General features: G+C 45.3%; 22 protein-coding genes. 20 read left to right on the forward strand and 2 right to left on the reverse strand.

Going from position 1 to position 26984, the window contains the following annotated elements:
* Positions 1-32: 32 nt before the first annotated feature.
* Positions 33-1049 (forward strand): AraC family transcriptional regulator, encoded by a 1017-nt coding sequence (locus ACJJH9_RS07475; RefSeq protein ID WP_444924807.1) that lies wholly within the window; start codon positions 33-35, stop codon positions 1047-1049.
* Here the strand turns inward: ACJJH9_RS07475 and ACJJH9_RS07480 are convergent.
* Positions 1043-2614, reverse strand: a complete 1572-nt coding sequence (locus ACJJH9_RS07480) for a DUF1254 domain-containing protein (RefSeq protein WP_444890624.1) — start codon at positions 2612-2614, stop codon at positions 1043-1045. The genes ACJJH9_RS07475 and ACJJH9_RS07480 overlap by 7 nt on opposite strands.
* 977 nt (positions 2615-3591) lie before the next feature.
* On the opposite strand from ACJJH9_RS07480, the gene ACJJH9_RS07485 reads away from it, so the two are divergent.
* The 17 genes from ACJJH9_RS07485 to ACJJH9_RS07565 all read left to right on the forward strand — a co-directional run bounded on the left by ACJJH9_RS07485 (position 3592) and on the right by ACJJH9_RS07565 (position 21468).
* Positions 3592-5061 (forward strand): class I adenylate-forming enzyme family protein, encoded by a 1470-nt coding sequence (locus ACJJH9_RS07485; protein WP_444924808.1) that lies wholly within the window; start codon positions 3592-3594, stop codon positions 5059-5061.
* A 150-nt stretch (positions 5062-5211) separates the two neighbouring features.
* Positions 5212-6360, forward strand: coding sequence for a type III PLP-dependent enzyme domain-containing protein (locus tag ACJJH9_RS07490; RefSeq protein ID WP_444888732.1), 1149 nt, complete (start codon positions 5212-5214; stop codon positions 6358-6360).
* Between the two features lie 3 nt (positions 6361-6363).
* A complete protein-coding gene (locus ACJJH9_RS07495; RefSeq protein WP_444909881.1) occupies positions 6364-7404 on the forward strand; it encodes a hypothetical protein in 1041 nt (346 codons plus the stop codon).
* Complete coding sequence (locus ACJJH9_RS07500) at positions 7401-8237, forward strand: hypothetical protein (protein WP_444885280.1); 837 nt, start codon at positions 7401-7403, stop codon at positions 8235-8237. Before ACJJH9_RS07495 ends, ACJJH9_RS07500 begins: the two co-directional genes overlap by 4 nt.
* Positions 8234-8761 (forward strand): hypothetical protein, encoded by a 528-nt coding sequence (locus tag ACJJH9_RS07505; RefSeq protein ID WP_252085537.1) that lies wholly within the window; start codon positions 8234-8236, stop codon positions 8759-8761. The genes ACJJH9_RS07500 and ACJJH9_RS07505 overlap by 4 nt, the downstream gene beginning before the upstream one ends.
* A 1-nt stretch (position 8762) precedes the next feature.
* Positions 8763-9782, forward strand: coding sequence for a hypothetical protein (locus tag ACJJH9_RS07510; RefSeq protein WP_444924809.1), 1020 nt, complete (start codon positions 8763-8765; stop codon positions 9780-9782).
* A complete protein-coding gene (locus tag ACJJH9_RS07515; RefSeq protein ID WP_444924810.1) occupies positions 9775-11628 on the forward strand; it encodes an acyl-CoA dehydrogenase family protein in 1854 nt (617 codons plus the stop codon). The genes ACJJH9_RS07510 and ACJJH9_RS07515 overlap by 8 nt, the downstream gene beginning before the upstream one ends.
* Positions 11628-13595, forward strand: coding sequence for an NAD(P)/FAD-dependent oxidoreductase (locus ACJJH9_RS07520; protein WP_444924811.1), 1968 nt, complete (start codon positions 11628-11630; stop codon positions 13593-13595). Before ACJJH9_RS07515 ends, ACJJH9_RS07520 begins: the two co-directional genes overlap by 1 nt.
* Entirely contained in the window at positions 13592-14506 is a 915-nt protein-coding gene (locus tag ACJJH9_RS07525; RefSeq protein ID WP_444924812.1) for an alpha/beta fold hydrolase, read from the forward strand. The genes ACJJH9_RS07520 and ACJJH9_RS07525 overlap by 4 nt, the downstream gene beginning before the upstream one ends.
* Entirely contained in the window at positions 14503-15639 is a 1137-nt protein-coding gene (locus ACJJH9_RS07530; RefSeq protein ID WP_444888738.1) for a hypothetical protein, read from the forward strand. The genes ACJJH9_RS07525 and ACJJH9_RS07530 overlap by 4 nt, the downstream gene beginning before the upstream one ends.
* Before the next feature lie 2 nt (positions 15640-15641).
* Positions 15642-15896: an acyl carrier protein gene (locus ACJJH9_RS07535; protein ID WP_252085543.1), complete on the forward strand. Its 255-nt coding sequence runs from the start codon at positions 15642-15644 to the stop codon at positions 15894-15896.
* A 21-nt stretch (positions 15897-15917) separates the two neighbouring features.
* Positions 15918-16652: a tetratricopeptide repeat protein gene (locus ACJJH9_RS07540; protein ID WP_444888739.1), complete on the forward strand. Its 735-nt coding sequence runs from the start codon at positions 15918-15920 to the stop codon at positions 16650-16652.
* Positions 16652-17386, forward strand: a complete 735-nt coding sequence (locus tag ACJJH9_RS07545; protein WP_444888740.1) for an ABC transporter ATP-binding protein — start codon at positions 16652-16654, stop codon at positions 17384-17386. The genes ACJJH9_RS07540 and ACJJH9_RS07545 overlap by 1 nt, the downstream gene beginning before the upstream one ends.
* The gene (locus ACJJH9_RS07550; protein WP_444888741.1) at positions 17383-18087 is read left to right on the forward strand and encodes a hypothetical protein; all 705 of its coding nucleotides are present in this window, start codon (positions 17383-17385) and stop codon (positions 18085-18087) included. Before ACJJH9_RS07545 ends, ACJJH9_RS07550 begins: the two co-directional genes overlap by 4 nt.
* Positions 18048-19319, forward strand: coding sequence for an ABC transporter permease (locus ACJJH9_RS07555; protein WP_444924813.1), 1272 nt, complete (start codon positions 18048-18050; stop codon positions 19317-19319). Before ACJJH9_RS07550 ends, ACJJH9_RS07555 begins: the two co-directional genes overlap by 40 nt.
* Before the next feature lie 37 nt (positions 19320-19356).
* Positions 19357-20100 carry an outer membrane lipoprotein-sorting protein gene (locus tag ACJJH9_RS07560; protein ID WP_444888743.1) on the forward strand — a complete coding sequence of 248 codons (744 nt, stop codon included), beginning with the start codon at positions 19357-19359 and terminating at the stop codon, positions 20098-20100.
* A gap of 18 nt (positions 20101-20118) precedes the next feature.
* Positions 20119-21468: a hypothetical protein gene (locus ACJJH9_RS07565; protein WP_444924814.1), complete on the forward strand. Its 1350-nt coding sequence runs from the start codon at positions 20119-20121 to the stop codon at positions 21466-21468.
* A 50-nt stretch (positions 21469-21518) separates the two neighbouring features.
* On the opposite strand, the gene ACJJH9_RS07570 is transcribed toward ACJJH9_RS07565, so the two are convergent.
* A complete protein-coding gene (locus ACJJH9_RS07570; protein WP_444924815.1) occupies positions 21519-23729 on the reverse strand; it encodes a tetratricopeptide repeat protein in 2211 nt (736 codons plus the stop codon).
* A 207-nt stretch (positions 23730-23936) separates the two neighbouring features.
* On the opposite strand from ACJJH9_RS07570, the gene ACJJH9_RS07575 reads away from it, so the two are divergent.
* Both ACJJH9_RS07575 and ACJJH9_RS07580 read left to right on the forward strand, forming a co-directional pair.
* Positions 23937-24986: an HAD family hydrolase gene (locus ACJJH9_RS07575; protein ID WP_444924816.1), complete on the forward strand. Its 1050-nt coding sequence runs from the start codon at positions 23937-23939 to the stop codon at positions 24984-24986.
* A gap of 216 nt (positions 24987-25202) precedes the next feature.
* Entirely contained in the window at positions 25203-26885 is a 1683-nt protein-coding gene (locus ACJJH9_RS07580) for an arylsulfatase (protein ID WP_444924817.1), read from the forward strand.
* The last annotated feature ends 99 nt before the right edge of the window (positions 26886-26984 follow it).

Genomic DNA, 26984 nt, shown 5'->3' on the forward strand with positions numbered 1-26984 from the left:
CTTGAGGCGTCAGCTGGCGCCCTGGAGGAGCAATGGGTAGTTTGATACGAGCCAGTGTGCTTACGGGGTATAGCGAACTGGCATCGGAGCTTGGAGGAGATGCCCGCACATTTCTTACGGAATTTAGTCTTCCTGAGGATATTGTCATATCGGATAGCCGCTTGCTGTCACACTTGGATGTAGCGCGCTTGCTGGAGCTAACCGCCGAGCGGTTACAGTGCGCTGACTTTGCCCTTCGTCTGGCAGCAAGACAGGGGGTCGATCGATTGGGAGGGATTGCGGTGATAGCCTGCAACTCCACTTCGGCCAGAGAGGCGATTCTGGCGGTGGCTAGGTTTATGTCATTGCACAGCCCCGCTATTCACTTGCGGATTGAATCGGTCCCTGGTGGTACTTTAGAGCGCCTGGTATTCGATCAACTCGATCCGGCTTTATCGTGTTTTCACCAGATCCATGAGCAAACCTTGGGGAATGCGCTGGTGATGTTGCAAATGCTGATGGGCGCGAATGTGGCACCGCAGCGAGTCCTGTTGCCACATGCCGCTCTGACCGATCCCGCCGATTACTTTGAATACTTTTCCTGCCCGGTGGAATTCCTTTCCGGTTACTGCGCCATGGAGTACCCGGCACAGCAGCTGGATACTCCGCTCGCTTGTGCCGATCCGGTTACCAAACGGTTGGCCATCAATTATTTAGAGCAGCAGTCTTTTTCTTCTGATGCCTCTCTGAGTACACAGGTTAGGGACTTGATGCGGCAATTGCTGCCTATTGGCCAGTATCAGGTGGGGGTGGTCGCGGCCCACTTAAGCCTGCATCCACGTACTCTGCAGAGACGTCTGGCAGGTGAAGGTCTGCGCTTTGATGCCTTGTTGGACCTGGTGCGTAGGGAGATGGCTGCGGAGTACTTGGCAAATACCGGGCTAGCTCTGGGACAGATTACCGGGCTGCTGGGATATGCGGAGCAGAGCACTTTTCAGCGCGCTTGTCGGCGGTGGTTTTCGGATACGCCGCGTAACTACCGTCGCCGGCTGGCCCCTGCCGATCAATAGTCTGTGGGCTCAACCTCTCCTGGGCGCCAGGTCTTCTCCAGCCAGGGCCCCAGGGGGCCATAGAGTCGCAATATCACAAAAAACCCCTTGCCCGGCACTGTCTCCAGCCAGTTGTGTTCGAAGCCCTTGGGGGCTTGGGGACCAAAGTAGATATCGTAAGAGCCGTCGGAATTTTGTTTGATCCCTTTGCTCTGGCTGCTTACCGAGGGGAATTTCTGGCTTGTCTTGAGCTGTGAGCGGGTCTGGCTGTCGTAGATATTAACGGCCCAGAAAGCGTTGACAGGCACCTCCGGCGGTAAGTGCAGCTTGTACTTCTTGGCGCCATCGAAGGGCTCCTTATTTTCATCGACAAAGGCGATGGCGTAATCAGAGCCCTTGCCGGGCTCAAGGGCAATCATTGCCGGACTTACCCCAGTGTAGGGGTAGAAATAGCTGACCCGAGCATCGCTATTGATGGTTTTGCCATCGGGGCCATTAAAGAAAATATTCTTGCCGGGAAATGCCATTACCCAGGCGCTGTCGGTGCCGGGGTAGATCTTGATATCGGCAAGGGATTTGTCGGTGCGGGGATACCAGACGATAGAGCGGGCGATGCCATTGCCGATGGCAACGGCATCAGTAAGGATCTTGGTCATGCGTTCATCGGGGCTAAACGCTTTGCCTTTTTCGATACCAATAGAGGCAAACAGGCCGCGGGTTTCCGGGTTCAGCATGCCAATCCATTCGTACTGAATGACTTCATTGAGGTGTTTATAAAATTTGTAGTTGTTGGGATGAATGGTATTGAAGGCCTTGCCCGAAGCGCTAATGAACACCATCGGCGGGGGGGTTCCCTTTCTGGAGAGGGGGTAAATCCTGAGGTGGTCTTTGACACTTTGGGCGGCGGCTTCCAATGGCTGTTCCCCTGGTGAGCGCATAAATACCCATACTCGAAAAGAGCGAGGGTAGACGGGAAAATACCCAAAGGGCAGATTGCCTTTGTAGTCTGGCGGAAGAACCAGATATTTACCGCCGCGCCCTTTATCTGGCCCGGAGCGACCAATGTCCTCCACATAGCGGAACCAGGCATCATTAAATGCTCCCGAAACCCCTGGTGGTGAATGCAGCACAGTGGGGCCATCGCGCTTGAGATCCAGAAAGGCGAGGGTGTAAATCGTCGATGTGTTTCCGGTTAGAAATAGAGATTCAGAATTCATCAGCCGATCAAAGATTAAAACCTCATTGGCGGCTTTAGCTCCCAGCTCACGAGCGCCTTTCATTAATCCGTGCACCGAGGCCCCTTGAATGCCTTTTAAGAAGCTATCTACTGCACGCATATGATCCAGGTAGTCGTAGAGTTTCTCTGCCGTATCGGGATAAGGGGCGCCATCGCGAAACTTGAGCAGCCCAATGCTGCTTTCTACTTTATCTGGTGTACTGATGGATTCTACAGACTCCCTACTCACATCAGCGCTTAGGTTAGGATGTAATAGCGCAATGAGGATTAATGGAGTGAGAAAAATCATCCGCGAGGTTATGTTGGATTTTTGCGGCTGGTGGGTGAGCGGCAATGGCCAACTGTTCAATCTCAATTCCTCTTTGATTTTCTATGACAGCTCATAAGACTGATGCAGTAAAAACTCGGGCTGCAAATCACATAAATCATCTTTATCGTTTACAACTTCTGTAGCGAGATGCATTGACCGGAATGCGGTTCAAAAAACTATCGACGCAAGCACATCCTAGGAAATATTTAGTGACTGATGGTTCAGGTTTTTGCGGCGGCTGGAAGCCAATAAATCGGCTTCTGCTTTGCCTATATTGTTTCCAGTGAAACTATTTGTGCCGCATGAAATTAAAAGCCAAGTGAATCCCGCAAGACTCTTCATGATCAAAACCAAGCTTTGGTCTGATTATATTAGCCGCTACTTCTAAAAGCCTTTTTTGGCTTAATTTTCCACCAATTCTTGTTAAGGATTTGGCCATTAGCCTGACGGAAGTGTCGCCAATAACTCCCCAAAGAGCGCACTGGAATGGCTGTGTTGGTTCTGAGCTCGTGGTGCCTGATGCATTTAATGCCGAGAAGCACAGTAAATAATTTTATTGTTAGATGTTTAATGTAACAAAAGGTCAACAACTTAAAGATATAATGTCAATTTTAAAGATTTAGGTTGTTCATGTGGCTATTGGGAGTGGCGAGATACTTTAGAGATAAGCCTCATTAATAATGGAAATAATTTGCACATTAATAACTGATTTGCGGAATTCAAGGTGTCACTAAAAAATAGTTTCCCTTTGCTGCCCACCAATAAAATTATTTTTCTGCTGAATGTCCTGTTCAATAATAATCAAAAGTCAACATAAAAAAAATTTAGGAAATTATGACTTTCCTGAACTGCATGAGCCGGAATGAAAACTTCATCACAGGATTTCAAGATAATGCTTGTCATTATGGAGAGCTCACTTTATAAAATGATCGTGCCATCTAGGTAGCTCCAGTTTCTTTTTTGGGGGGAAGTCGGGAGCTATAGAATAATTTTTAAAAAAAATATTTGGACTAATGATGTTCTCGCTTGCCGACCTGTTCGATAGGGTTATTAGTGGCTTCTGGAGTGGAAGCCTTGAAAATCTGACTGGGGAAAACTTATCAAATCAATGCTGTGAGAGGGCTCTGTCACTTTTGCAGTTGGCCGATACTCCGTTGGTCCATGGAGACAGGCTGGTAATCAGAGCGCAAAACGATATTCCTACAGTGGCAACAATGTTGGCGGCCTGGCACCTCGGTTTGGTGGTGGTTCCCGTCAAGGGTGATGCCTCACAATCCGCAGTGAGTGCAATAGCAAGCGACTGCAATGCCAAGGCCATTGTGGAAGGTGAAAATGTTATTTCGCTGGCTACTTATCGACCGCAGCAGCGATTATTTGAACTCAGCACACCTGTCAGGGTGACAGGTGTTGACCTGGCCCTCATTATCTACACCTCGGGAAGTACCGGTAAGCCAAAGGGCATAATGCTCACCCACCAGAATGTGCTTACTTCTCTGGATTCACTCTCGCAGTATCTTCGCTTGGCTGAGACGGATCGCATACTCTGCCTTTCACCATTGTCATTTGATTACGGTTTATACCAGGTGTTGTTTGCCCTCAAAACGGGGTGCTCAACAATTCTTTACGATAAAACGTTCAACCCTCTTCATGCTTTGAAAGTAATATCTGATCAGAAAATTTCAGTGTTACCCATTGTTCCGGCGATGGGGGCTTCCTTGGCGAAAATTTTGACACTGGTAAAACCTGATCTTTCTGTACTTCGCGCTTTAACCAATACTGGTGGGCACCTACCTGAGTATGTCATTCGCACTTGGAAAGAATATTGTCCGGCGCTCGATGTTTTCTCAATGTATGGTCTCACTGAGTGTAAAAGGGCCCTTTATCTGGAACCGGAACTTTGGGAGCAGAAGATGGGGTCTGTGGGTAAGCCTATTCCCGGCCTAGATGCTCGAATTTTTCTGATGGATGCCGGTACCAACGCCTATAGAGAGGCCGAGGCCAATGAAATTGGTGAGCTTTTCGTGCGTGGCTCCGGAGTTATGCAGGCATATTACGATCCCTGTGCTCAAGGGGGGGCACAAATCTTTAATGGTCTGTACCGGGATGATAACTGGCTTGCTACTGGCGATTTATTTAGTCGGGACCAGGAGGGTTTCTATTACTTCAGGGGGCGCTCCAAGGATCTGATCAAGCAAGCAGGTTTTTGCCTTTTCCCCAAAGATTTGGAAGCCGTAATTGATACATGCCCGTTGGTACACCTCAGTGTAGTGCTCGGTTCTTTAGATAAGTTTCAAAATGAGGTTGCGGTTTGTGTAGTTGAACTGCAGGAAAACACGCCCGAAAATCAACAGCAGCTCAAAGTGTGGTTGAAAGAGAATCTGGATGCTGATTACACTCCGAGGGAAGTGCGATTTGTTGAATCAATCGACCTAACAGCAAACGGCAAAATTGATAAGAAAAAACTTGAACAAGAGCTTCAAGCATGAGTTTTCTCAGTTGGAAATACTGAGACTATTTGGTCGGCGGGCAGCGTACTAGCTTATTAATAAATAATATTTTAGACCGGTAAGTCGTAAATACGGCTGAAATATTTGTGCCCTATATAAGAATGAATTTAAATTTATCCTGGTGATATCATGAAAGCTTCATTGGAAAAGCTCGTTGCCCAGCTGAGCCAGCAAAGGCAACACTTTTCAACACCGTGCTATGTCTACTCCCTAAAAGATATTGCCGATAACTACCAAAAACTGAAAGGCCGCCTGGGAACATCTCTCATATATTCCCTAAAGGCGAATAGCTGCCTTGATCTTGTCGTACGTAGTGGTCATGTTTTTGAAGATGGAGTTGAAATTGCCTCTGTGGGGGAGTTGAATCTTCTCCCTCGAGGTGAAAGCCCTCGCTATATCAATAACCCTTCCGCAGATAAAAGTTTCCTCAGAGCGGCAATTGCAAGTAAGTGCACACTGGTGATCGATAATCTATCCCAGTTAGAAATCGTTAAGGAGTTTCAGGGGAAGCGTCCGATTAATCCGCTGATACTTCGTTTGAACCCCAGTACCTTGGATCAATTTGAGAAGGCTCCGGTAACCACGAGAAGAGACCACTTTGGCTTTGGTTGGAGTGATGTTGAAACGGCCTTGGCATTCTGTAAAAAACATGAGTTGAAAGTTGCTGGATTCCATGTGTTCCGAGGATCCTATAATTTCGCAAAGCTCGCTTTTAATACTGCGCAAGCAGCTTTGCAAATAGTTGAGAAATTTGAGAGGGAGCTAGGCTATGCCATTGATTTAGTTAACCTTGGCGGTGGCTTTGATCTGAATTGGGAAAGTATTGATTTTAATTTTGAACAATATAGGGAATTACTTGGTGAATTTCCCTCTCACATAAAAATCGCCCACGAAAGTGGGCGTGCTCTGGTTGCCAGTGCGGGATATTTTGTAACTCAGATTCGCTACGTGAAATCGATAGAAGGGCAGCAGTACGGAATCTGTGATGGCGGCATGGCGCAGAACTTTCTTTTAGCGAAAACGGAAAGTACTTTTAAACGCTTCAGTCAGCCACTGATATTGCGTGGCGATGAAATATTGGAATTTGAGAGCAGTACAGAGAGCTGTTTGCTGGTAGGTACTTCCTGTAACAAGGAAGATGTGATCGGTGAAATAAAAGGCGGGCCTGTACAGCCTGGCGACCTGGCTGTTTTCAGCAATTGCGGAGCCTATAACGCGAGCTATACCGTTGCTCCATTCCTGAGTTTACCTTCTGCTAAATCCTACCTCATGGAGTAACTTATGGAACTGCAATCTATTGCCGGCAGCTTTGTAATCAATCAGCTTTCTTCCGTTTCTCCAGTGCCAGCTTCACTGCAAGGGCTTCTTGAGGAGGCCTGTGTGCGTCTGTTCGATGCTTCAATGATCATTGAAGACCCTCTGACAGAGCCTGCCCCTCTTCGAGAGCCATCGGTCAAGCAGCCACTAGAACAATTTGAACAAACTTTTGTTATTGATCAAATTATTGACAAGGTGCGCGATGAGGGGTTGGCCCACCATTTCCATGAAATGATAGGACTGTTTGGTTCCATCATGATGAGTCTGACGGCGACTGAAGATCAGCTGGCTCAAGTGAATAACTGGGTGGAGCAGGGGATTTTTGGTCACTTCTTGATGACAGACCCCGGTGGCCCAAGCCTGCAGAGCTGGAAGACTGAGATACAGGATGATGATGGTGTTTTGCAGCTTAATATCAATAAAATTCATGGTATAGAGGCACAAAAGCTAGGGTTTGCCATGGTTGTTGCCAAACAGGCAGCAAGGCCATTCCCAGTTACATTGATGCTGCCTCCTGAACTCTGTGCTGAATTGAAGCAGTCATCTGTTGGTGAGCCCTTCCTGGATGGCAAGCTGCAACTGGGGAACTGCCGTGGTCGTGTCTCAGTTACTAAAGAGATGCTGCTTAGCAAAGGTGGTCTAGGGAGTGTTAATCGCTTCCTGACACTTGTGCGTCCCCGTTTTGTGAAGTCTCTGATGCACTTTGTGCTTTGGTTACGAGATCAAGGGGAGGTTGAGTTGTCTGTTGCGGATCAGGAGATTGTCGAGTATCTGATTTATCTCTGTAATGAGCAAACCTCGGCCACCATCTTCTCAATGCATAGTGTGAATAGAGTGCTGGCAACAAAATTTGCCAGTAACGAATTACTTTTGCACTTGGTATCTTCGGGTAAGGTACAAAGCAAAACTCGCCAGCGGGATTTGCTGGCGTTCACCAAGATGGAAGGAAGTTCCTACCGCTGCTTTTTCGAGATTTATAGTAAGGCGAAAGGGCATCGGCTATGAGCTTATACCTGAAGTCAGCGGCATTTACCCCCATAGAAAATATTACTTTTGCAGAGAGTGGAGGCTTGCAAGAAGCCTTCGCACAAATCGGTGAAATTATATCTGAACAGAGTGCTCGTGTAACAGAGGTTATTCCAGAGGAGGTAAGGGCTGAGATTAACCGACACTTTCTTTGTTCAACCATGATTGAGCTACCTTTTACGACTGGGGCCGTTAATACGGACGATTTAAACTCTCTGAAAAATCGACCAAGTATTCCTGTGACCAGTTTTGTGAACACTTATGAGTGTGCATCCTGGGGTTACAGCCTGCGCTATTACTTGCGACAAAATCCAGCTGTACGTTATGTACTAGTCAGTATTCTGGATGCCAATGTGCTGGATTTAAGCTTTTGGCAGAGTAATGAAAATTGGGGCAAGAGCGGCTTTGGTTTATGCACATTGCTCTTGGAAGTCGACTCATTCAGAGTGGAAGATATTACAGCCGGTTGTGCGGTTACCTATAACACAACACCAGAGTTTGCAACAATTATCAGAAAGATGGCCAGTGCTGGGAAGGATCTAACTTTATCTTTGCCATTTTTCCCAGAAAACATACGACAAATATTTACCCGTTTACTCAGTAGTTTCCAGCAGCTTCCCGATCTTCATGAAAGGTGGGGGCACTGTTTTGGTAGTGATCCCTGGTTAAACATTATTAGCCACGGAGTTGAGGGTAGATTCCAAGAGGAAGAGAAGCTATTGGTATGTTCTATTGCTCTCAATGGCTATTACTGTACGGCTGAAGTTAGGGTTGACCAGGGTAGCACTTTTTACTTGGCGGAGGCGGTATGAGTAAAGTGATAGAGCTTTCCAGTAGGTTACTGCGCAATCCCTATCCGCAAACCCCTAAACTCTGCGCAGCCCAGACATTGCCCTTGAAAGGTGAATCCGATTTTCTAGCAATTTCTCAGTTACCGGTGGGTACAACTCCAGTACTTTTAAGCTTTGCTGAGCACTATCAACTCTTGGTTGAGCTATTGGAGTGCTTGGATCAATCTGGGGTTCTGATCGAAACAATCTTGATGAGAATGCAGATGCCTGCTGGTGGAAGAATGCCAAAAGTATTTCTACATGAGCGCGTCTTAATGTTGCAGGATATTCAGGCTGAGGAATATATCTTACAAAGGGAGGGCAAACCGTATCTGGTTATTGAGGATAACTTGGTACGACACCCTCTGGAAGCAGGCAATAATAGTATTCACATCAGGATATCTGCTACAGAGAACTGTGAGAAATTAGTTTCTTTATACTCTGAAAAATTATTGGAATTAGGTTTTGGTGCCATTGAAAAAATGGCCAGGGAAGGAACCGCATAAAATGTATATAAGAAGCCTCTGGGTTGATCATAAAGGGGAAACAGAGCAACTGTTGAACTCCCTAAACCATTACCTTTCGGGATTGGATTATATCCCAGAGCTTGTATATATCGTTTCAGCCGGCGAGGCTAATGTGTTATTGGAGCGGCCGGTTGTTGAGTTTCTAGTTCAGCTGGAAGAGGCTGGGCATAACATTCAATTTGTAGGTAGTGCATGTACCAGTTTTCATGCTGCGCTTTTAAGTTATTCCAAACGTCATGAAGAAGACGCCCTAGTTATAAATTTAGAGCTGGGTAAAGAGCGGCAGCAGGAATGCCTGGATGCCCTGGGTATAGGAATAAAGCCTGGGCAGGACGGTTTGGATGTGATTACAGGAGTGGCAGTTTCCTGGTTATGTAGGCATTACCAAGAACGGAGTTTATGCCAAATTTCCAGTTGTGATATTTTATCGCAAGCGCCATCACTCAATGGGGCGCCTGAGCTGGTGCAAAACCTCAAGAAATTAATGGCGACTGATCTGGACAATTCCTGCCGTGTAGTGTCCTTTGATATTCAATCTCGCTGGGCGAAAGGATTGCTGAAAGGCTTTTCTCATGAGGATAAAACTCATTGGCTGCCTAGTGTTGAGCTTGATGGGCTTCACTATCTTAGTATTAAGCCTCTTGCGGAGATTGATAAATATTGTTTGAGAGACGAAATTGAAGGTCTCTGGATAATCACTCTTGGTGGCGGTGGTAGGGCTGGTTGCCTCCGGGTACACAGAACCCCACAAGCAAATGGACAGCTGCTTTCCCGTCTGGTGAACACAGAGACCGTTTCTCTTGAAGAGGCTTATCAGGGTTTTAATGCAGCACAAAGTCTCGAAGATGCATACGGCCAGGATCACCTTCCTCATGTTCGCGGCGCCATGATTTATCCCCAGAAAAAATACCGGGGAAGACATAATCAAATATTTCACTGGGTGCTGGGTTCCGGCAGCTGGCGGTCACTCTTGGAAAATCAAGGAGCCAAACATGGGTAGAAATATCTATAAGTCTGATTTGCGGGAATTTAAATTTCTTATTGAAGACCAGTTTCATCAGGCCAAAACACTATTTGAGCACCCACGCTATAGTGATTGCTCTGCTGAAATCGTAGATGATGTTCTGCAGCGTGCGAAAAAATTTGCTACTGAGGTATTGGGACCAGGTTATCAAGAGGCTGATGAACAAAGTTGCCACTTGGTTGATGGCAAGGTACAGCTGCCTTCCTCTTTTCCGGAGATGTGGAGTCGTTTTAAAGAGGAATGGGGAGACTTATCTTCTAGCAGTGGCGGTCAGGTAACCGATCTTCCGCCCTTTATAATGCAAATGCTGTTAGAAATGTTTATGGGGGCCAACCCCAGCTTTATGACCTATGGTGGTTTTTGTTTGCCATCTTCTACCCTGGTAGAAAAATATGGTTCAGAAATTCAAAAAGCACTATTTAAGGACAAATTGGCTACTTCTGAGTGGACTTCTTGCCTTTGTTTGACTGAGCCACAGGCTGGCAGTGATGTTTCCCTGGTCGATACCAAGGCCGCGCGGCAAGCAGACGGTACCTATTTACTCACCGGTGAAAAGTACCTAATCAGTGCTGGTATGCACGACCTAACAGATAATACCTTGTACTTTGTGATGGGTAGAGGGGAGAAGAGTGGCTCGGGAACCTATGGCTTGTCTTGCTTTATCGTACCCAAATACTGGGTTGAAGAAGATGGCAGCCTAGGAGAGTTTAATCATGTTGAATGTATCTCCCTTGCTGACAAAATGGGTTTTAAAGGTTGTGCCAATACTCACCTTACCTTCGGCAAGAATGGCCAATGCCGTGCATATTTACTAGGTGATCGGGAAAATGTTGGATTATTGCAGTTCTTGACCCTGATGAATCAGGCAAGAATTAGCACAGGGGTTTATGCCCTGGGAATGGCTTCCTCGGCTTACTACAACGCTCTAGCCTATGCCAGTAAACGCATTCAGGGTAAACGTTTTCATGAAAGCTTCAGCGCTACGGCAAGCAGGGTCAATATTGTTGAGCATGTAGATGTGCAGCGCATGTTACTGGAAATGAAATCCAAGGTTGAGGGCTGCAGGGCCTTGATTGCCAAGCTGACCCTATCTGAAAGCTTACTCAAGACATTCGAGGGGGATGAGGCTAAGAAAACTGAGGCTACCTATCATCAGGGGCTGGTAAATCTGCTGACTCCCGTGGTGAAAGCCTATATCAGTGATCAGGCATGGCGCATTTGTGAACTGGCCATTCAGACCTGTGGTGGCCAGGGTTACCTGAAAGAATTGGGTATTGAGCAGTATGCTCGGGATATCAAGGTACTCGCCATTTGGGAAGGAACTAATTATATCCAGAGCCAGGATCTTATCCGAGATAAGTTAGGGCTGGGCAACTCCAGCAAGCTGTTTCAAATTTATAAGAGTGAGTTTGAATCATTTATTAATAGAGCGGGTGATTTCCCCAATTTCAAAACCGAATTTAGCCGCCTTCAAGAATCCTTTGAGCACTTGGAGACTGTCCTGAAAACCGTACATGTGTGGGTCAGGACCAAAGAGATGTTCAAAATCCCGGCTTACAGTACTCGTATTCTGCACATGATGGGTGACATTACTCTTGCCTGGTTGTTGTTGGAAGCTGCCTGTAGTGCATCCAGTCGCCTGAGTAAAGGAGAGGGGGATAAAGCTTTCTACGGGTCGAAGATCACTAGCGCTAAATTCTTTATCAGGAATGAATTACCAAGAACCAAGATGGTGATGGACATTATTCAGGATCATGATTCATTTTGTCAGGTTGACTCTCCCGTATGGGATTCTCTTCTCACTGGGGTGGAATCGCTGTGATGAATGCTTTCGATCAAATACAAAAAGAATATGACGTTGTCATCATTGGCGGTGGCTGGGCCGGCTTGACTCTGGCTCGGCAAATTAGACGCGGTGGCCAGGATGTTTCAATTTTGGTTGTAGAAGCCAGTGATAGTTTCCGTGCAAAAGTGGGGGAAGCTACTGTTGAGATGACCGGCCATTACTTTATGAAGCGGTTGGGCTTGGTTAATTATCTTTATAGGAACCACCTTCCGAAAAACGGTTTGCGCTTTTTCTTTGATAAACCTGATCACAGCTTGTCTCTAACCGAAATGAGTGAGCACGGAACTACTAGTATTCCGCCTCATCCAGCTTTCCAGCTTGACAGAGCTCGCTTGGAGGCGGACCTGGTTGAAATGAACCGGGAAGATGGTATTCAAGTTCTGATGGGTGTGAAAGCCAAGGGCCTCAGTATTGAGTCTGACGATAACCGTCATTCCGTTCTGCTGTCTGTGGCTGATTGCAAGACTGAGATTGCAGCCCGCTGGTTGGTGGATTGTAGTGGGCGCAATCGCTTTGCAAAGAAACATAAAAAGTTAACACGCCAGGAGAATGTACCCGAGCACTTCTCTTCTTGGGGACGCTTCAAGAATATCCTGGATATTGACTCCATGGGAGATGAATCTTGGAGAAAACGGGCTTTTGGCCGTTTCTTATCTACCAATCATTTTTCCGGAGATGGCTATTGGGTGTGGTTTATTCCACTGAGTGGTGGCTACACCAGTGTCGGAATTGTCGGTGAAAAGGATAAGTTTGAAAAACCACCCACCAAGCGTGAAAGCTTCCTGGAATTCCTGATGAATTATCAGGCAATTTCAGAATTGTTAGATGGCGCTGAGCTGGTGGATTTTGAAGCTTGGGGGCAGCTTGCCTATCGTGCGGATGAATTTATTTTCCCCGATCGTTGGGCCACCTCTGGTTTTGCCTCTATGTTTCTTGATCCCCTGTTCAGTGGTGGTGGCGATATGATCGCTTTATTTAATGATCATATCTGTAAATATATCCTGATGGATCTCGCTGAACCTGATAGAGACAAAGCCCAGAATATACTGAATCAGGAGCTAGCCATTGCGAATCAGACCGTAAAAGAGTTTTATCAAGGCCTCTATGCTCATGTGGCCAATGTATACCCGGTTATTGATTCTGCTGAGCTCTGCTCACCTCTGTTGGCATACAACACTGCTGCTTATTTTCTTGAAATCGCCTGGGACTATATGTCAGGCAGCTACCTGGATCAGGAGTACTGGCAGCGTAAAAGTTACCTGCGCCGAGGTTATATGGCATTGGAGCTTATATTGCAGAGGCAGTTGATAGATACCGCGAAAGTTCTTAAATCGGAAGATCGTTATTACCGTAGGAATGATGAAGGATTTTTTGAGTCTGGAGCGGATCATTACAAGTATTTTGTCTACCTGATGGGCACTGCTGGTCGGGATGGTTGGCGCATTGATTTAAGGGTAAAGCTGTGGGTTGAGATATTTCTCAAGGTGATTGAGGCCAAATTGGATTTCCCTGGGCTAGCTAACAAAATGGTAGTTCAGCAAAGTATATTGTTGCCGGATTTATTGGGGAGGCCCAATTTAAGTACTGCCGACAAGGGGTGGTTGCTGGAGAAAATTTCTGAAAAATTCTCAGAAATACTCTCAGATGAGGCGGAGCGCCCTGTTCAAGTTAGAGTGACGGAAGACTCTTTCCATACGGAAGCGCTGGAAATTAAGGATTCTTCGGGAGAGCTAACTATAGATGAGCTTGACAAGCTCGCTAAAAAAGCCAAATCGCTATGGTCTCAAAATCAGGAATACATTGCGATGCCAGGTATGGTACCGGTTTTCTTGGCGTTTGCACGTAGCCAACCCGACAGCATTATGGATTCTGTAATTGATCAGAGAAAAGCTATGGGAATGGATCAACAAGCCTCAGAAAGTCCTGTAGTGGAGGCGGTGTGATTCAAGAGTTTTTCAAAGCGCGTGATAGTAAGAATCTGGCATTTCGCTGGCTGCCAGCAGAAGATACAGAGACCGCGCTTATATGTATGCACGGCAGCACTTTTAGCAGTCAGTGGTATTTAATGTTTGGGCGAATGCTACACAAACAGGGAATGTCCATTTGCTTACCGGATTGGCGAGGGCATGGGAAAAGTGAGGGGCGTCCTGGAGATCTGGATTATCCGAACCAATTACAGGATGATCTGCAGGATCTGATAGCGCACCTCAAGGAGAGAGGAGTTCGCCGTTTTGTACTCGGTGGGCATAGCGCCGGCTCTCTTGCCTCTCTGAGATACCTCGGAATATATGGTACCAAGGACATCGTGGGTTTTTTTGCTATAGCACCACCGCTAACCCAGGCAGAAGAAACTCGAAAGTATGATATTGCCACTTCAGGACTTGAGTACTTTATCCGCTATTTTCGTAAACGGCGACACAGCAGACCAATGGCGGGCCCAGAGCAGCAAAATTTGCCCAAAATAAATCTTTGGAAATATTGGCTGGCGATGCTTATTCCTGCATTCAGGCGGATGCCTGTTTTAAGCTTCCCTCCAGTAGGTTCAGCTGCTGGTAATCAGGGTAGGGTACTTGATTGTAGCTTCAACTTACTTAGTGCTTACACTATTAAGAGATATACCGATCTATTCGCCAGTATTGATATCCCGTGTCATATCACCGTGGGCCAGTACGATGAAGTAGTCGATGCACATACCTTATATACGGTAATGAATTGGTATATCTCACCTAAAGTAGAATCCTATTTAACTGAGATTCCCAATGCTACCCATATGTCAGCTATCTCAGCTTCGGCTAAACCGATCTCCAGCTGGCTCGATAAGGTGGTAGATAGGCGATTGGAGGCTGCTTTGTGAAACAAATGGTTTATGATATTTCTGGGGTAAAGCCTGTAACACTAGCAGTGGGTGCGGAGTTCTCTGTGTTGGACTTATACCCCGATAAATATAAAAAATTATTGAGCACATCAGAGGTTAAGCATAAGGGTGTTATCCAGAGAAGTGATCGCAATTGCTTTCACATTAAAGTTGCAGATTTGTTCAATTTGCCCCTGTATTACTTTACCCTGAATGAGCAACTGTTCATCAGTGCGAAATTGTCCTCATTTTTGGCCGTAGGTGCAGATAAAGTCGATCTGAACTATTTGGTTGAGCTTGAATATTTCGGTTTTCCTACTGAAAGAAAAAGCCTGCTGGAAAATGTCAGAATGATTTTTCCGGGTGATGAGGTGACGATCACAGCTGAGTCATTAATCTGGCTGGATGATACTCTTGCTACAGAACCTAATTTGAAGGCTGCTTTGGTAAAGCCTCAAAGCAGAGGGGAGGCCTTATACAATCTTCTCCCCATGGTGGCTTCACAATTATTTACACCTTTCGATCATGTGTTCTTTGCTCAAGTGTTTGAGCAAGTAGAAGCTTGTGAAGAGCTTTTGTGCGAAATTAGTAAAAATAGCCTGCCGCGAAAATTTGGGTTTAATCGTCAAAGGTCAGATATCTTTAAAGCGGCGCACAAGTCCAGAAAGGTTGAAGGTATTGATCTGAAAAACTATGTTAGAGAGATTAATGATCAGCTTGAATTGAGCTGGGAAGCTTCTGGTAAGGAACAGGATAGGGATGTCTACCTGGCAGAGTATTTGTATCATCCTTTTATTCTTTTTCATCTGAATATTCTGGCTGCAGAGTTAGGTAAGGAGGTCAGGCTTGTCGACGAGAGTAATTTGAAAGAAAAGGGTGGCCTGAATCAAATTTTCTCTTTGGATGACAGCCCTATAGTTAATGTTTATGAGTCTTTTCAGAGGGTGTTTTTTTACGGAAACCGATGGCTTTCACGCATCTGGTTTTTTATACCCCCTATGATTAGCGCCAAGATTATTAAGCGGCAACAGAAATACTCTGAAGGTGAGCAGCATGTATGTATATATGCTTTGACCCTAGATTATTTGTTGCGATTCTATCCCTTGAAAGTTGGTAATGTAACTGGAGATTAGGTATGTCTACAGCAGTCGTAGAGAGCAAAGTACAGGAACTCTGTGAGCAGATCGCTCTTATGCTCAATGTTGATTCTGTTGATGCGGATACCCCTATTGCTGAGTTGGGTGTGGATTCACTCAATATTGTTGAAGTGATATTGATTTGTGAACAGCTTTATCCTGGTGTGATGAGCCCAGAAAATCTGGTTTTTGATGAGCACACTACCCTAAAGGAAATGGATACACAGTTGCTCGAAAATTCAGCTGAGATTTAAATCTTTTTTAGGGGGTAGCCCATGTTTAAGAAAATGCTAACAATATTAATAAGTAGTCTTCTGATTGGTAACATTATTGCCTGGTTTTCAGGGGCTGCTCCCATTGACTTCAAAAAGATAGACTATAGCAAAACTGAATTTGAACAATTGGAGTTTCTGACAGCTGAGCTGGATCAGAATCAATCTGACCCTGAATTAATGTTGCAACTTGGGCAGCTGTACAGCTACCACAATGAAATAGATAGAGCGGATAATTTACTGGCTACCGCCTACCAACAAGATCCTGAAAATATGCTGATTAAAGCAGCCTATTTTTCCAATGAAGGTAAGTTGGCTGGTGCCATGTTCGATCCGGCCATGGGGTTATATAAACTTTATCGTCTGCGTCAAGCGATGAATCAAGTGGATGAAGCGGCGCTACAAGCTAGCTCTGACTTTAATGTGCGACTGGTTCGGCTGCTCACTTTTTCTTTTGTTGGTGAAGTTAGCGGTCACTTTGACAGAGTGTTTGAAGATGAAGACTGGTTCATAGCTCTGATAGAAAAAGATAAAGATGCTTTACCTGGGGAAGTCAAACAACTTGTGTATCTGGCTCTCGCTAATGCCTACAGGATTAAAGGGTTGGATAATAGTAATGAACTTAATATAGCTCTGGATTATTACCAGAAAGCAGAAAGTTTGGCTGAATGTCCTTCTACCATGCTGGATGCCTGTGAGCAGTTGAGTCAAATGGTTATTACTTTGGGCGAAGCCTAATGTTGGTTGAATTGCGCAATGTATCTAAACGCTATGCCATGGGTGATATCTGGGTAGACGCCCTAAAAGATATCACTCTTTCCTTGGGAAAAGGCGAATTTCTCGCTGTGAAGGGGCCTAGCGGTAGTGGTAAGAGTACTTTGCTTAATATTTTGTCGGCTCTTGATCAGTGCGATTCCGGCACTGTTCAGGTTGGCGGTGTCAATATCGGTAAATTGGGAGAGCACAAGCGTTCAAAATTCCGAAACCGGCACATTGGCATTGTATTTCAGTCCTTTAATTTGATACCAGTGCTTACTGCCCTGGAAAATGTGATGTATCCACTGACTCTCAGGGGAGTGAAGGATGCCAAAGCAAGGGCTCTGCAGGCACTGAAAGATGTAGGCCTTGAAAAGCAGGCTGGGCAAAGACCAACCCAGTTATCGGGGGGGCAGATGCAGCGGGTAGCTATAGCCAGGGCGATTGTCACACGGCCTGATATTGTATTAGCAGATGAGCCTACGGCAAATCTGGACTCGAAAACCTCAGAAACGATCATGGCGCTGATACAGAAGTTGAATAGAGAGCAGGGCATAACCTTTGTTATTTCAACACATGACGATTATGTAACTAGCCTGGCATCCAGAGTGATTACTATTTTAGATGGAGAGTTAGTGAGTGATCGCCTTAGTGGTGACGTTCTGGCCAATGGGTATGATAAATCCAGTATTACAAGTTCGGGGGTTGAGGTATGAAAATACTTAGCACACAGGATTTTCTGAAGGTACTTACAGTTTTCTTTTTTCTGTTTGTCAGCCTTCCAAAGGTGATTGCTAAGGAGTACACACCCCCTTCAGAGATCCCCTCTTCTAACCTCGAGAGAGTTCGCCTGGTTGAAGATTTAAATGAAGAATCCACACCAGAACAAAAGAAAATTGCGTATTTGGCCGAATTGGCATTGCTGACTTCCTCAGGGGATACACGAGTTGAACAAGTGGAATCCCTGGAACAAAAAATGACCAAATTGAAGAGCACGCTGAACAATGATCCAGAGTTGAGTGCCGCTCTAGGATCGGCAATTTCCTTTCGATCTAGTTTCTATCTCGATCAATTAGCAAAGCTATCCTTATTTTCAAGGCGGGGAAATCGCATGATGGATAGGGCAGTAAAGCAGGCCCCTTTCAATCTTGGGGCAAGATTGCAGAGGGGCATCAGCTGCGCAAATATGCCGGCCTTCTTGAAACGGGCCCGCTATGCAGTAGAAGACCTGGAGTTAGTTCAACAAAAAATTGGTGGTAAGTACGGTGATGAGTTCCAGGCATTTGTCGACTACTACCTTGCACAGGCCTATGAACGTAATGATCAGGCAGATAAAGCCAGAGAACTCTGGACAAGGTTGACAGCTTCAGAAACCGAATGGGCGAAAAAATCTCGCCTGGCCCTGGAGAAACTTTAGTTATGACTCTGGGTTGGAAGGTAGCGCTGTTAAATATTCTTAGAAACGGTCGACGCAGTATAATCACCCTTGCGGCGGTTATTTTTGGCTGTACCAGCTTGATTGTGTTCGGTGGTTTTGTTCAGTCCATGTACGATGGCATGCGTGAAAGCATGATTCGATCGCAGCTAGGGCATATCCAGATTTATGCCGATGGCTACAACCAATATGGTAAAGCCGAGCCAGAAAAGTACCTGATTCCCTCTGCCAGCTTAGAGCAGATTACCCAGCTAATTGAAGAGAAGAGCCAGGCTTTGGTTGTTGCACCGCGACTGAATTTTAATGGTCTTCTGAGTGATGGGAAGCAGTCAATTGCAATATCGGGTATTGGTATCGATGCTGAAAAAGAGGTACTACTTTCCTCTGCAATCCATATTGTAGAAGGTGAAGATCTATTTCCTGAGGATGTTGCTGCTGCGCATTTGGGAGAGGGGTTGTTCAACTCCCTGGACGCTCAGGTAGGGGACTACCTAACATTGCTTGCAAGCACCCAGGATGGAGCAATAAATGCGGTAGATATTCAGATAGCCGGTGTGGTGACCACTGGCGTGAAGGAATTGGATGATCGCTTACTCAGAGTCAATTTGCCACTTGCGCAGGAATTACTTTATACCTCGGATCTAACCCGGCTGGTTGTATTGCTTGAAGAAACTGAACAAACCGATCTAGCTGTAGACGCCTTGCGTAAGGCATTTAAGCAACAGAATCTAGGGCTGGAATTAAGAAGCTGGTGGGACTTGGCGGCTTATTATCATCAGGTTGTTGGCCTATTTAATGGAGTGTTTGGTTTTATCACCGTAATTGTCCTGGTGATTGTAGCTCTAAGCATATCCAATACCATGTTGATGGCTGTGATGGAGCGCACCCGAGAGATCGGGACGATTCGAGCCATGGGCGGGACACCTACGCAGGTAGTCGGCTTAATTCTTTTAGAATCTGTTTTTTTAGGTATTATCGGTAGCGTCTTAGGATTGCTTATCGGAATTCTTGCGGCAAAGGGCATTACTTATGCCGAATGGATGATGCCGCGGCCGCCGGGCAGTACTCAGGATTACCCGATAAGGGTATTTGTGGTTAATGAGATTCTTATCAAAACCTTTGCCTTGGGTTTTTTGGTCTCCTTAATTTCTAGTGTTTATCCAGCAGTAAAAGCTTCCAGAATACCGGTAGTGAATGCGTTGAGATTCACTTGACGGTAATGCAATAGGTTTATAGGTGTAGGGTAAAAAGATGAAAAGAAGCCGTTTTATTTTTTTTGTTGGGTTTTTATTCTCCCTAGTCGTGCCAGCAGTGGCTGAGGTAACGGCTGAATCCCTGGTGAATCGATTAGATGAAGTTAGGGGGTATAAGGATCAAGGATTTGTTTTTAATATTACTAATATAAGCTATAAGAAAGATAAAGAACCTCGAACTAATACGCTTAGTGTTAAAGTGTTTAACGATAAGTCTTTGATTCACTTTGAATCTCCCGCCCGTGAAAAGGGGAGGGCCATGTTAAAGGAAGGTAACAATATGTGGCTCTATATTCCCGGAACTCGCCGAGTTATTCGTATTGCACCGTCTCAGCGACTGATCGGGGAAACCAGTAATGGAGATGTCGTTGGGACTAATTTCTCCAGAGACTATCGTGCAGAAATTATTGGAGAAGAAACCCTCGAAGGGCAGGGTTATTGGTTGCTAGAGTTAACTTCAGTGGCTTCCGGTGTGGCTTATGCAAAAGTGAAAGTGTGGATGGGAAAGTCAGAAGGAAACCAACCCTTTAAGAGCGAATTCTATTCCCGGTCAGATCGCCTACTGAAAACAGCTTTTTACAAAGAATATAAAACCTTTGGCGATGAATTGAAATTACATAAGCTCCTTCTCGTGGATGCCCTGTTGCAGGAAAACTATACCTGGATGAAATTCGATGATTACCGTCTCAAGGAATTGGATCAGGCTATTTTCCAGAAGGCCTCATTGGGTAAACTGAATTAATATAGAAAGACCATGGCGATGCCAAATTTAACCCAGCATAAACTGGCCATAATTTTAAGTGTCTCTGCCTCAGCTGCTTTAGCTAGTGAACAAGAGTATAAAGACCCTTTCTCTAATGAGCTCTCTGAAAGTTCCAAATCACAAGATCTTTCATCCAGTAATAGGGAAAGTGGTTATTATTGGAATTATGATATTTCCGCTATTACCTATCAGCAGCAGAATAGCGTGCGGGAAGACCAGTATTTTAACCCTGGAAATCTACAATTTGGTGAAAGAGAATCTTTGCTAGCACTGGATTTCAGTAGTCAGTTTTTATCGGGGCCACACTTTTCTACTTTTACTCGCCTAGCCTTTATTCAAGACTATAAGGTGGATGACGGTGGCGCCTCTTCAGAAGAGTTCAATGCCTACTTATTGGAGGGCTACTTATCTTCGTACATATCTAACCGGAGACTGGGTATTAATATTGGCAGGATCAAACCTCAGTGGAGTAATGGTTACAATTGGTCCCCTGCCAACTTACTCAAGCCTGTCTATGACCGACCAAATCTGGATACAGATGATCTGACTCAACAACAGGGTTGGGATATGGCGCATCTGGATCTTCGCTACGGTGACTGGAACGCGGGTATCTACATTGCTGAAGTGGAAGATAATCTGGATCGGAAGCTGGACCATCCGTTTGCTGACCACGAGTATCAATATGCATTGGTTCTGAATAGGGAGGGAGATCTGGATACCAGGTTGGTAGTACACCAGTTGGACGGTGGAGAGCTGAATGCGGCCCTGGGTTTGAGTGCATTGGCACGTGATAATATTACTCTACGATTTGAAGGGGCCTGGGAACAGCAACGCGAGCTGCCAGTGGCTAGTGATATCTCCTATGGAGGTCTACAGGATCACGGTTACCTAAAAGCAGTGCTAGGTGCTCAGATGAGCCTTAAAGGCGGCTGGGATATTACGGCAGAATATCTATACAACGAACATGGGTATGAGTCAGAAGAGTGGGACCAGGTTATCGAACAAGTGGATCTTGCCAAGCAAGGTTTACAGTCCGTTCAAGCGCCAGCTGCCTTTAATTTCCTGATTGATAGCTATGAGCTGTTATCGGTGGGACAGTTGCGCCGAGAGTATTTGTTTTTTATGTGGGGTAACACCCGGATTGAACGTAAGTTTCAGTATCGTCAGAGTATTCAATATAACATTGATGATCAGAGCCAGTATCATAACTTGGAATTAATCCAAAATTGGACAGAGCATTTCAGCACTCGACTTCAGGCCCAAGTGTTTAGTGGCTGTGAGAGTTGTGAGTTTGGTCTAATTCCGAATGAGCACTTGCTCCGCTTAAGTTTCTATTACGATTTTTAGTAATCTACTAACTGTTTATCTTCAACTAAAACAGTAAGAGGCTTTTGGGATTACTTATTGCTTCCAGCAAGGAAGTTTTCATATTTTTTTGCCTTCTCCAGGTTGCCGGATTCCCGATTAATGGAGATTAAAGCCCGAAGGATATCTATTGAGGAAGGGAATTGCTCAAGCCCCTTCTCAAGCGTTGCCAGGGCTTGTGTAGAGTTGCCAGCGGAGTGTAGTGCGATCGCATAGACATATATATAGCGGTTATCAGTTTGTGTAGACTCAGCGGCCAGTTTGAGATAACCGATAGCCTCTGAGTAGCGTTTCTGTCGTATTAAAGATAGTCCTAAGGAGTGTTGTATTGCTGCCTTCCTCTCGGCCTTATCCAGGGCATTTCGTAACACTTCTTCTGCACTTTTCTCTTTTCCCTTTATTCGATAAAGGTCTGCCAGATTGATGTATGCAGCTGTGTAATAGGGCGCTCTACTTATAGCTCGATGATAGAATACTTCTGCTTGCTGAGAGTTATCTCTCTGTTGATGTAGACTCGCCAAGTTGGATAAGGATTCTGGTCGATCACTGTTAAACAATTCTGAGGTTATATATTCCTGAAGTGCCAGAGAAAATTGCTGGCGAACCTGGGCAGGGTAATTTCCCAGGGGTAAGGTTGCTAGAGCATTGGCGGCCAAAGAGCGGGTGACGCGTTCTCGCTCGTAGAGTAGAGGTATTCCCAAGGCGGGTCGTAATTGCTCCGGTATTCTATCTAATGACTGTGCCAGTGCCAGACTGAGTAGTGGTTCATTGCTTTGTGCTATGGATTGCAATAATTGTACAGAATCGCGGCTGAGGTATTCCGCCAGAAAGGTTATAGCGGTTGCTCTAGCGATTGCTGGCTGTTCTCGGTCTAGGATCAATTTACTTAGTTTCTTCTCTGCATCCCATGCTCCTGTAAGGCCTGCGTGTAGAGCCTCACCAAAGTGGTTTGTTTCTGCTGGGCCAAATCGCTTGCGCAGAGCTTCAGCAGCCCACTGATTGCTTTGATTCTTATGGCAATTGATACAGGCATTTGGTGTTTTTAATTGATCTGAAAGGTCTGGACGGGGGATGCGAAAACTGTGATCGCGGCGGCTATCTACCTGCATAAAGTTCTTTGCTGGCATATGACAATTGATACATCGCGATCCGGGGCTGTTTATTGGGTGAAGATGATGATCGGTTTGAGCGAACTTCTCAGGTAGATGGCACTGGGCACAAACCCCGTCGCCACTGCTACGTAACTGTAAACTATGGGGCTCATGACAATTGCTACAGGTGACGCCTGCGCTATACATTTTACTTTGTAAAAAAGAGCCATAGACATAGACCTCTTCGTTAATTTGACCATCCGCATAATAGAGAGGTGGTTGTAGTAGGGCGAGGTTATAATGATCCAAAAATTTACTCCCAGCAGTTGCGCCAGGTGAGAATGTCGCGCGCCTAGAATGGCATTGTGCACAAGTTTGTATTTCTTTGGCGATCTTGGTTGATTTGCTTGACGCTATGCCAGTTTCAAGGTTCATTTTCCACTGGTTTGTATTTATCCCCTGTAATTCATGAGTAAATCCAAAATTTTGAAGGCTCTGTTGTTGATTCTGAGCCCATTCAAGATGCTTGGAGGCGGGCCCATGACAGGATTCACAAGCGATATTTATCTCAGACCAACTGGTTTGAAATGTATCGGTTTGAAGATCGTAATTTTTTTGTAGATTAGTAGAGTGGCAATCCGCACACATAAAGTTCCAGTTTTGATTAATCCCACTCCAGTGTAGGTAGTCTGTATGTTCGATCTTTTCATTCGGGTATAAATGGAACCAGCGTTGACCACCATCTACTGCTGGGCGGTTATCCCAAGCGATACTGAGCACCTGTAGCCTCCCGCCGGGAAATTGAATCAAGTATTGCTGGAGAGGAGTTACCCCAAAAGTGTATGAAATGGGGAATTTTTCTAGAATACCTTCAGTTCCTTCGGTCTCGACAAAAAAATTTCCTTTGCGCTTGTAAAAGGTTGTAGTTACTCCGCCGTGGTCAAAGGTGGTTCCATCGAAGTTGCCGAGGACAGTGTCTTCACTGGCTGGCATCATGGCTTGCGCGTGATGGGAGTCTTTCCAGGCAGTGCTTTCTTTTTGGTGGCAGTTTTGGCAGGATGCTGAACCGGTATATGTTGCGTGCTCTTTCTCCGAATGATTTATCTGATGGGTAGTGGTTAAGATAGATTCGTTTTCATCAGTTTTACCCATTTCGGATTTTTCATTGTTATGCCCGCCACATCCAGCTAGTGGTAATAGAGCGAGAACAATGAAAATTATGTAAATTTTTCCAGCTATATTTATCATATATTTAGTTTTATTGACTTTTCTGTTGGATTGATCCGGCTTTGACAAGCCAAGATTAGTTCATTGTGTGCCACTTCAAGCAATCCATGTTTACTTGAGTCTCTTATCCTAATGGCTTTCTCTCAAAGAAAATTGACAGTTTTTTGCTTGCTGCTTCTGATAAATATTTTCCAATCCAGTCCAGGTGTGAGTGCAGATCTTCCATCATGGAATAATACGTCAAAAAAATCTGACATCATAAGTTTTGTAAAAAAAGTGACGCGAGAAGGCAGTTCCGACTTTGTTCCTCCAGAGCTGCGTATTGCTATATTCGATAACGATGGCACTTTGTGGGCGGAGAAGCCTGCTTACGTTCAGTTACTTTTTGCGATAGATGAGATTAAGCGATTGGCACCTGAGCACCCGAAGTGGCAGAAGGAGCAACCTTTTGCCTCCATTCTAAAAGAAGATTTTCATAGCTTATTGACCCTTGGCAAAGCGGATAGGTTAAAAATAATCAGTACGACTCAAACAGGTATGACAGATACGGAATTTAATAAGGTTGTAAATTCCTGGCTTACTGCCGCCAAAAATCCCCTTACGGGAAAGCCTTATCGAAATATGGTTTATCAGCCGATGCATGAATTGCTGGAGTACTTACGCGCAAATGGTTTTAAAACCTATATATCTTCAGGTGGTGGAGTTGATTTCATTAGGGCACTCTCAATGAGCTTCTACGGCATCCCGCCGGAACAGGTAATTGGTAGCCGTTTTAAATTACGATATGAAGATAATGATGGTCATCCTCAAATCATTACAACGGATAAACTTGACTTCGTGAATGATGGTGTAGGCAAGGCTATTGGCATAAGCCAGGTTATTGGGTTCCGCCCAATTTTTGTTGCTGGAAATTCAGACGGTGATTTGCATATGTTGGAGTGGTCTACTTCTGGTAAAGGGCCTCGTTTTGGCATGTTAGTTCACCATACCGACAGTAAGAGGGAGTGGTCTTATGATAGTGGCTCTAAGGTAGGGCACCTGGATAAGGCTCTAAAAGCTGCCAAACTCTATGGGTGGACGGTTGTAGATATGGCAAAAGATTGGGCAGTGGTTTTTCCTCAGTCTAAAGTCACCACACCTGAAAAGGAAATATCTGAAACACCGGTTGAGGATGGTGGTTAACATCCATCTTTCATGCCCTTAAATTCATTGCCGCAAAACCTTCTCTAATGAACGCTTTAAACAAGTTTGTCTAATCTTGTTGTATTACCTTTCCAAAAAAGCGTGAATTTACATCTATTGACACCAGTAATTTTTAAAAGGGTTTTGTTGTCAATAGAGGTTTATTTGTCGCTATATGCATTCTCTATAGATGTTAAATGATTTATGAGACCCAATATGTTTTCATCCGCTCTGGTATTCCGTCGATTGTTCATGGGTGCAATTGTATTGTGTTTTTTGCAATGGCACGTTATTGCTCAGCCTCAGCCTCAGCCTCAGCCTCAGCCTCAGCCTCAGCCTCAGCCTCAGCCTCAGCCTCAGCCTCAGTTGGAGGAGCAGGGGCAAACTCAAGCCCCACCGGAGCTTCAAGTTCAGGACACCCCGCTTACAAAGCCCAATATCCTGGTGATTTGGGGGGATGATATCGGTATTTGGAATATCAGTTTTAATAGCCGAGGCATGATGGGTTATGCCACGCCCAACATTGATCGATTGGCTGTTGAGGGGCTGTCATTTACCGATTACTACGGCCAGCAATCTTGTACGGCCGGAAGGGCCGCTTTCCTGGCAGGTAATGTGCCAGTGCGTACTGGAATGACCAAAGTAGGGCTCCCAGGAGCCAAGGAAGGCTGGCAAAAGAGTGATGCGACAATTGCCACGGTTATGAAAAGCCTCGGTTATGTTACTGGTCAGTTTGGTAAGAATCACCAGGGTGACCGGAATGAACATCTGCCCACTAACCATGGGTTTGATGAATTTTTCGGAAATCTCTACCATCTCAATGCTGAAGAAGAGCCAGAGAATCGCGATTACCCCAAAAATCCTGAATTCCGCAAAAAATTTGGCCCACGCGGAGTGATCAAGTCTTATGCGGGTGGCTCCATTGAGGACACAGGCCCGCTCACTAAAAAACGCATGGAGACAATTGATGATGAAACTCTAGCTGCAGCTATTGACTTTATAGAGCGTGCTCATCAGGCCGGAAAGCCTTTCTTTGTCTGGTGGAATGCTACTCGGATGCATTTTCGTACTCATGTGCGAGAGGAGCATAAAAATCTGGCTGGACCGAACAGCAACGAGTATATGGATGGCATGGTAGAGCATGACATCCTGGTGGGAAAATTACTGAGTTTACTCGATCGTCTGAAAATTGCTGACAATACGATTGTATTTTATTCCACCGATAATGGACCACACTTCAATACCTGGCCTGACGCGGCCACAACTCCCTTTCGCAGTGAAAAGAACTCCAACTGGGAGGGGGCTTATCGGGTACCGGCATTTGTTCGCTGGCCTGGAAAATTCCCAGCTGGCACTACCCTGACGGGCATCGTTTCCCATGAAGACTGGTTGCCAACTCTGGCTGCCGCCGGCGGAAACCCTAATATCAAAGAGCAACTAAAGCAGGGGGTAGAATTGAACGGTCGTCGCTACCGCAACTATGTCGACGGTTATAACATGTTGGATTACTTTTCTGGTAAGGCCAAGTTGTCACCACGAAAGGAATTTATATATGTTAATGATGATGGTCAAATAGTCGCTATGCGTTACGAGCCATGGAAAGCCATTTTCCTAGAGAATCGTGGTAAAGGTTTTGAAGTCTGGCGCGAACCTTTTACTGAACTGCGTATTCCTTTACTGTTTAATTTACGTCAGGATCCTTTCGAAAAAGCACAACATAGCTCCAATACCTATAATGATTGGTTTATTGATCGTGCATTTGTATTGGTTCCTATGCAGCAGCTCGCTGCCAAGTTCCTGAGCACCATGAAGGAATACCCCCCCAGTCAAGTTCCCGGCTCTTTCAATTTGGAAAAAGTACAAAAACAGCTAGAGGCTGGAGCTTCGGGTAGTAATTGATCTTGTTTAGATATTGATAATTTTTTAAATGCAGTATTTATCTACCATAAGAAATATGAACAAGAGGATTTACATTTCTGCTGTCTATTCTATTTTTAA

The sequence above is a fragment of the Microbulbifer mixtoriginis (SeqCode) genome (genome assembly GCF_052466715.1).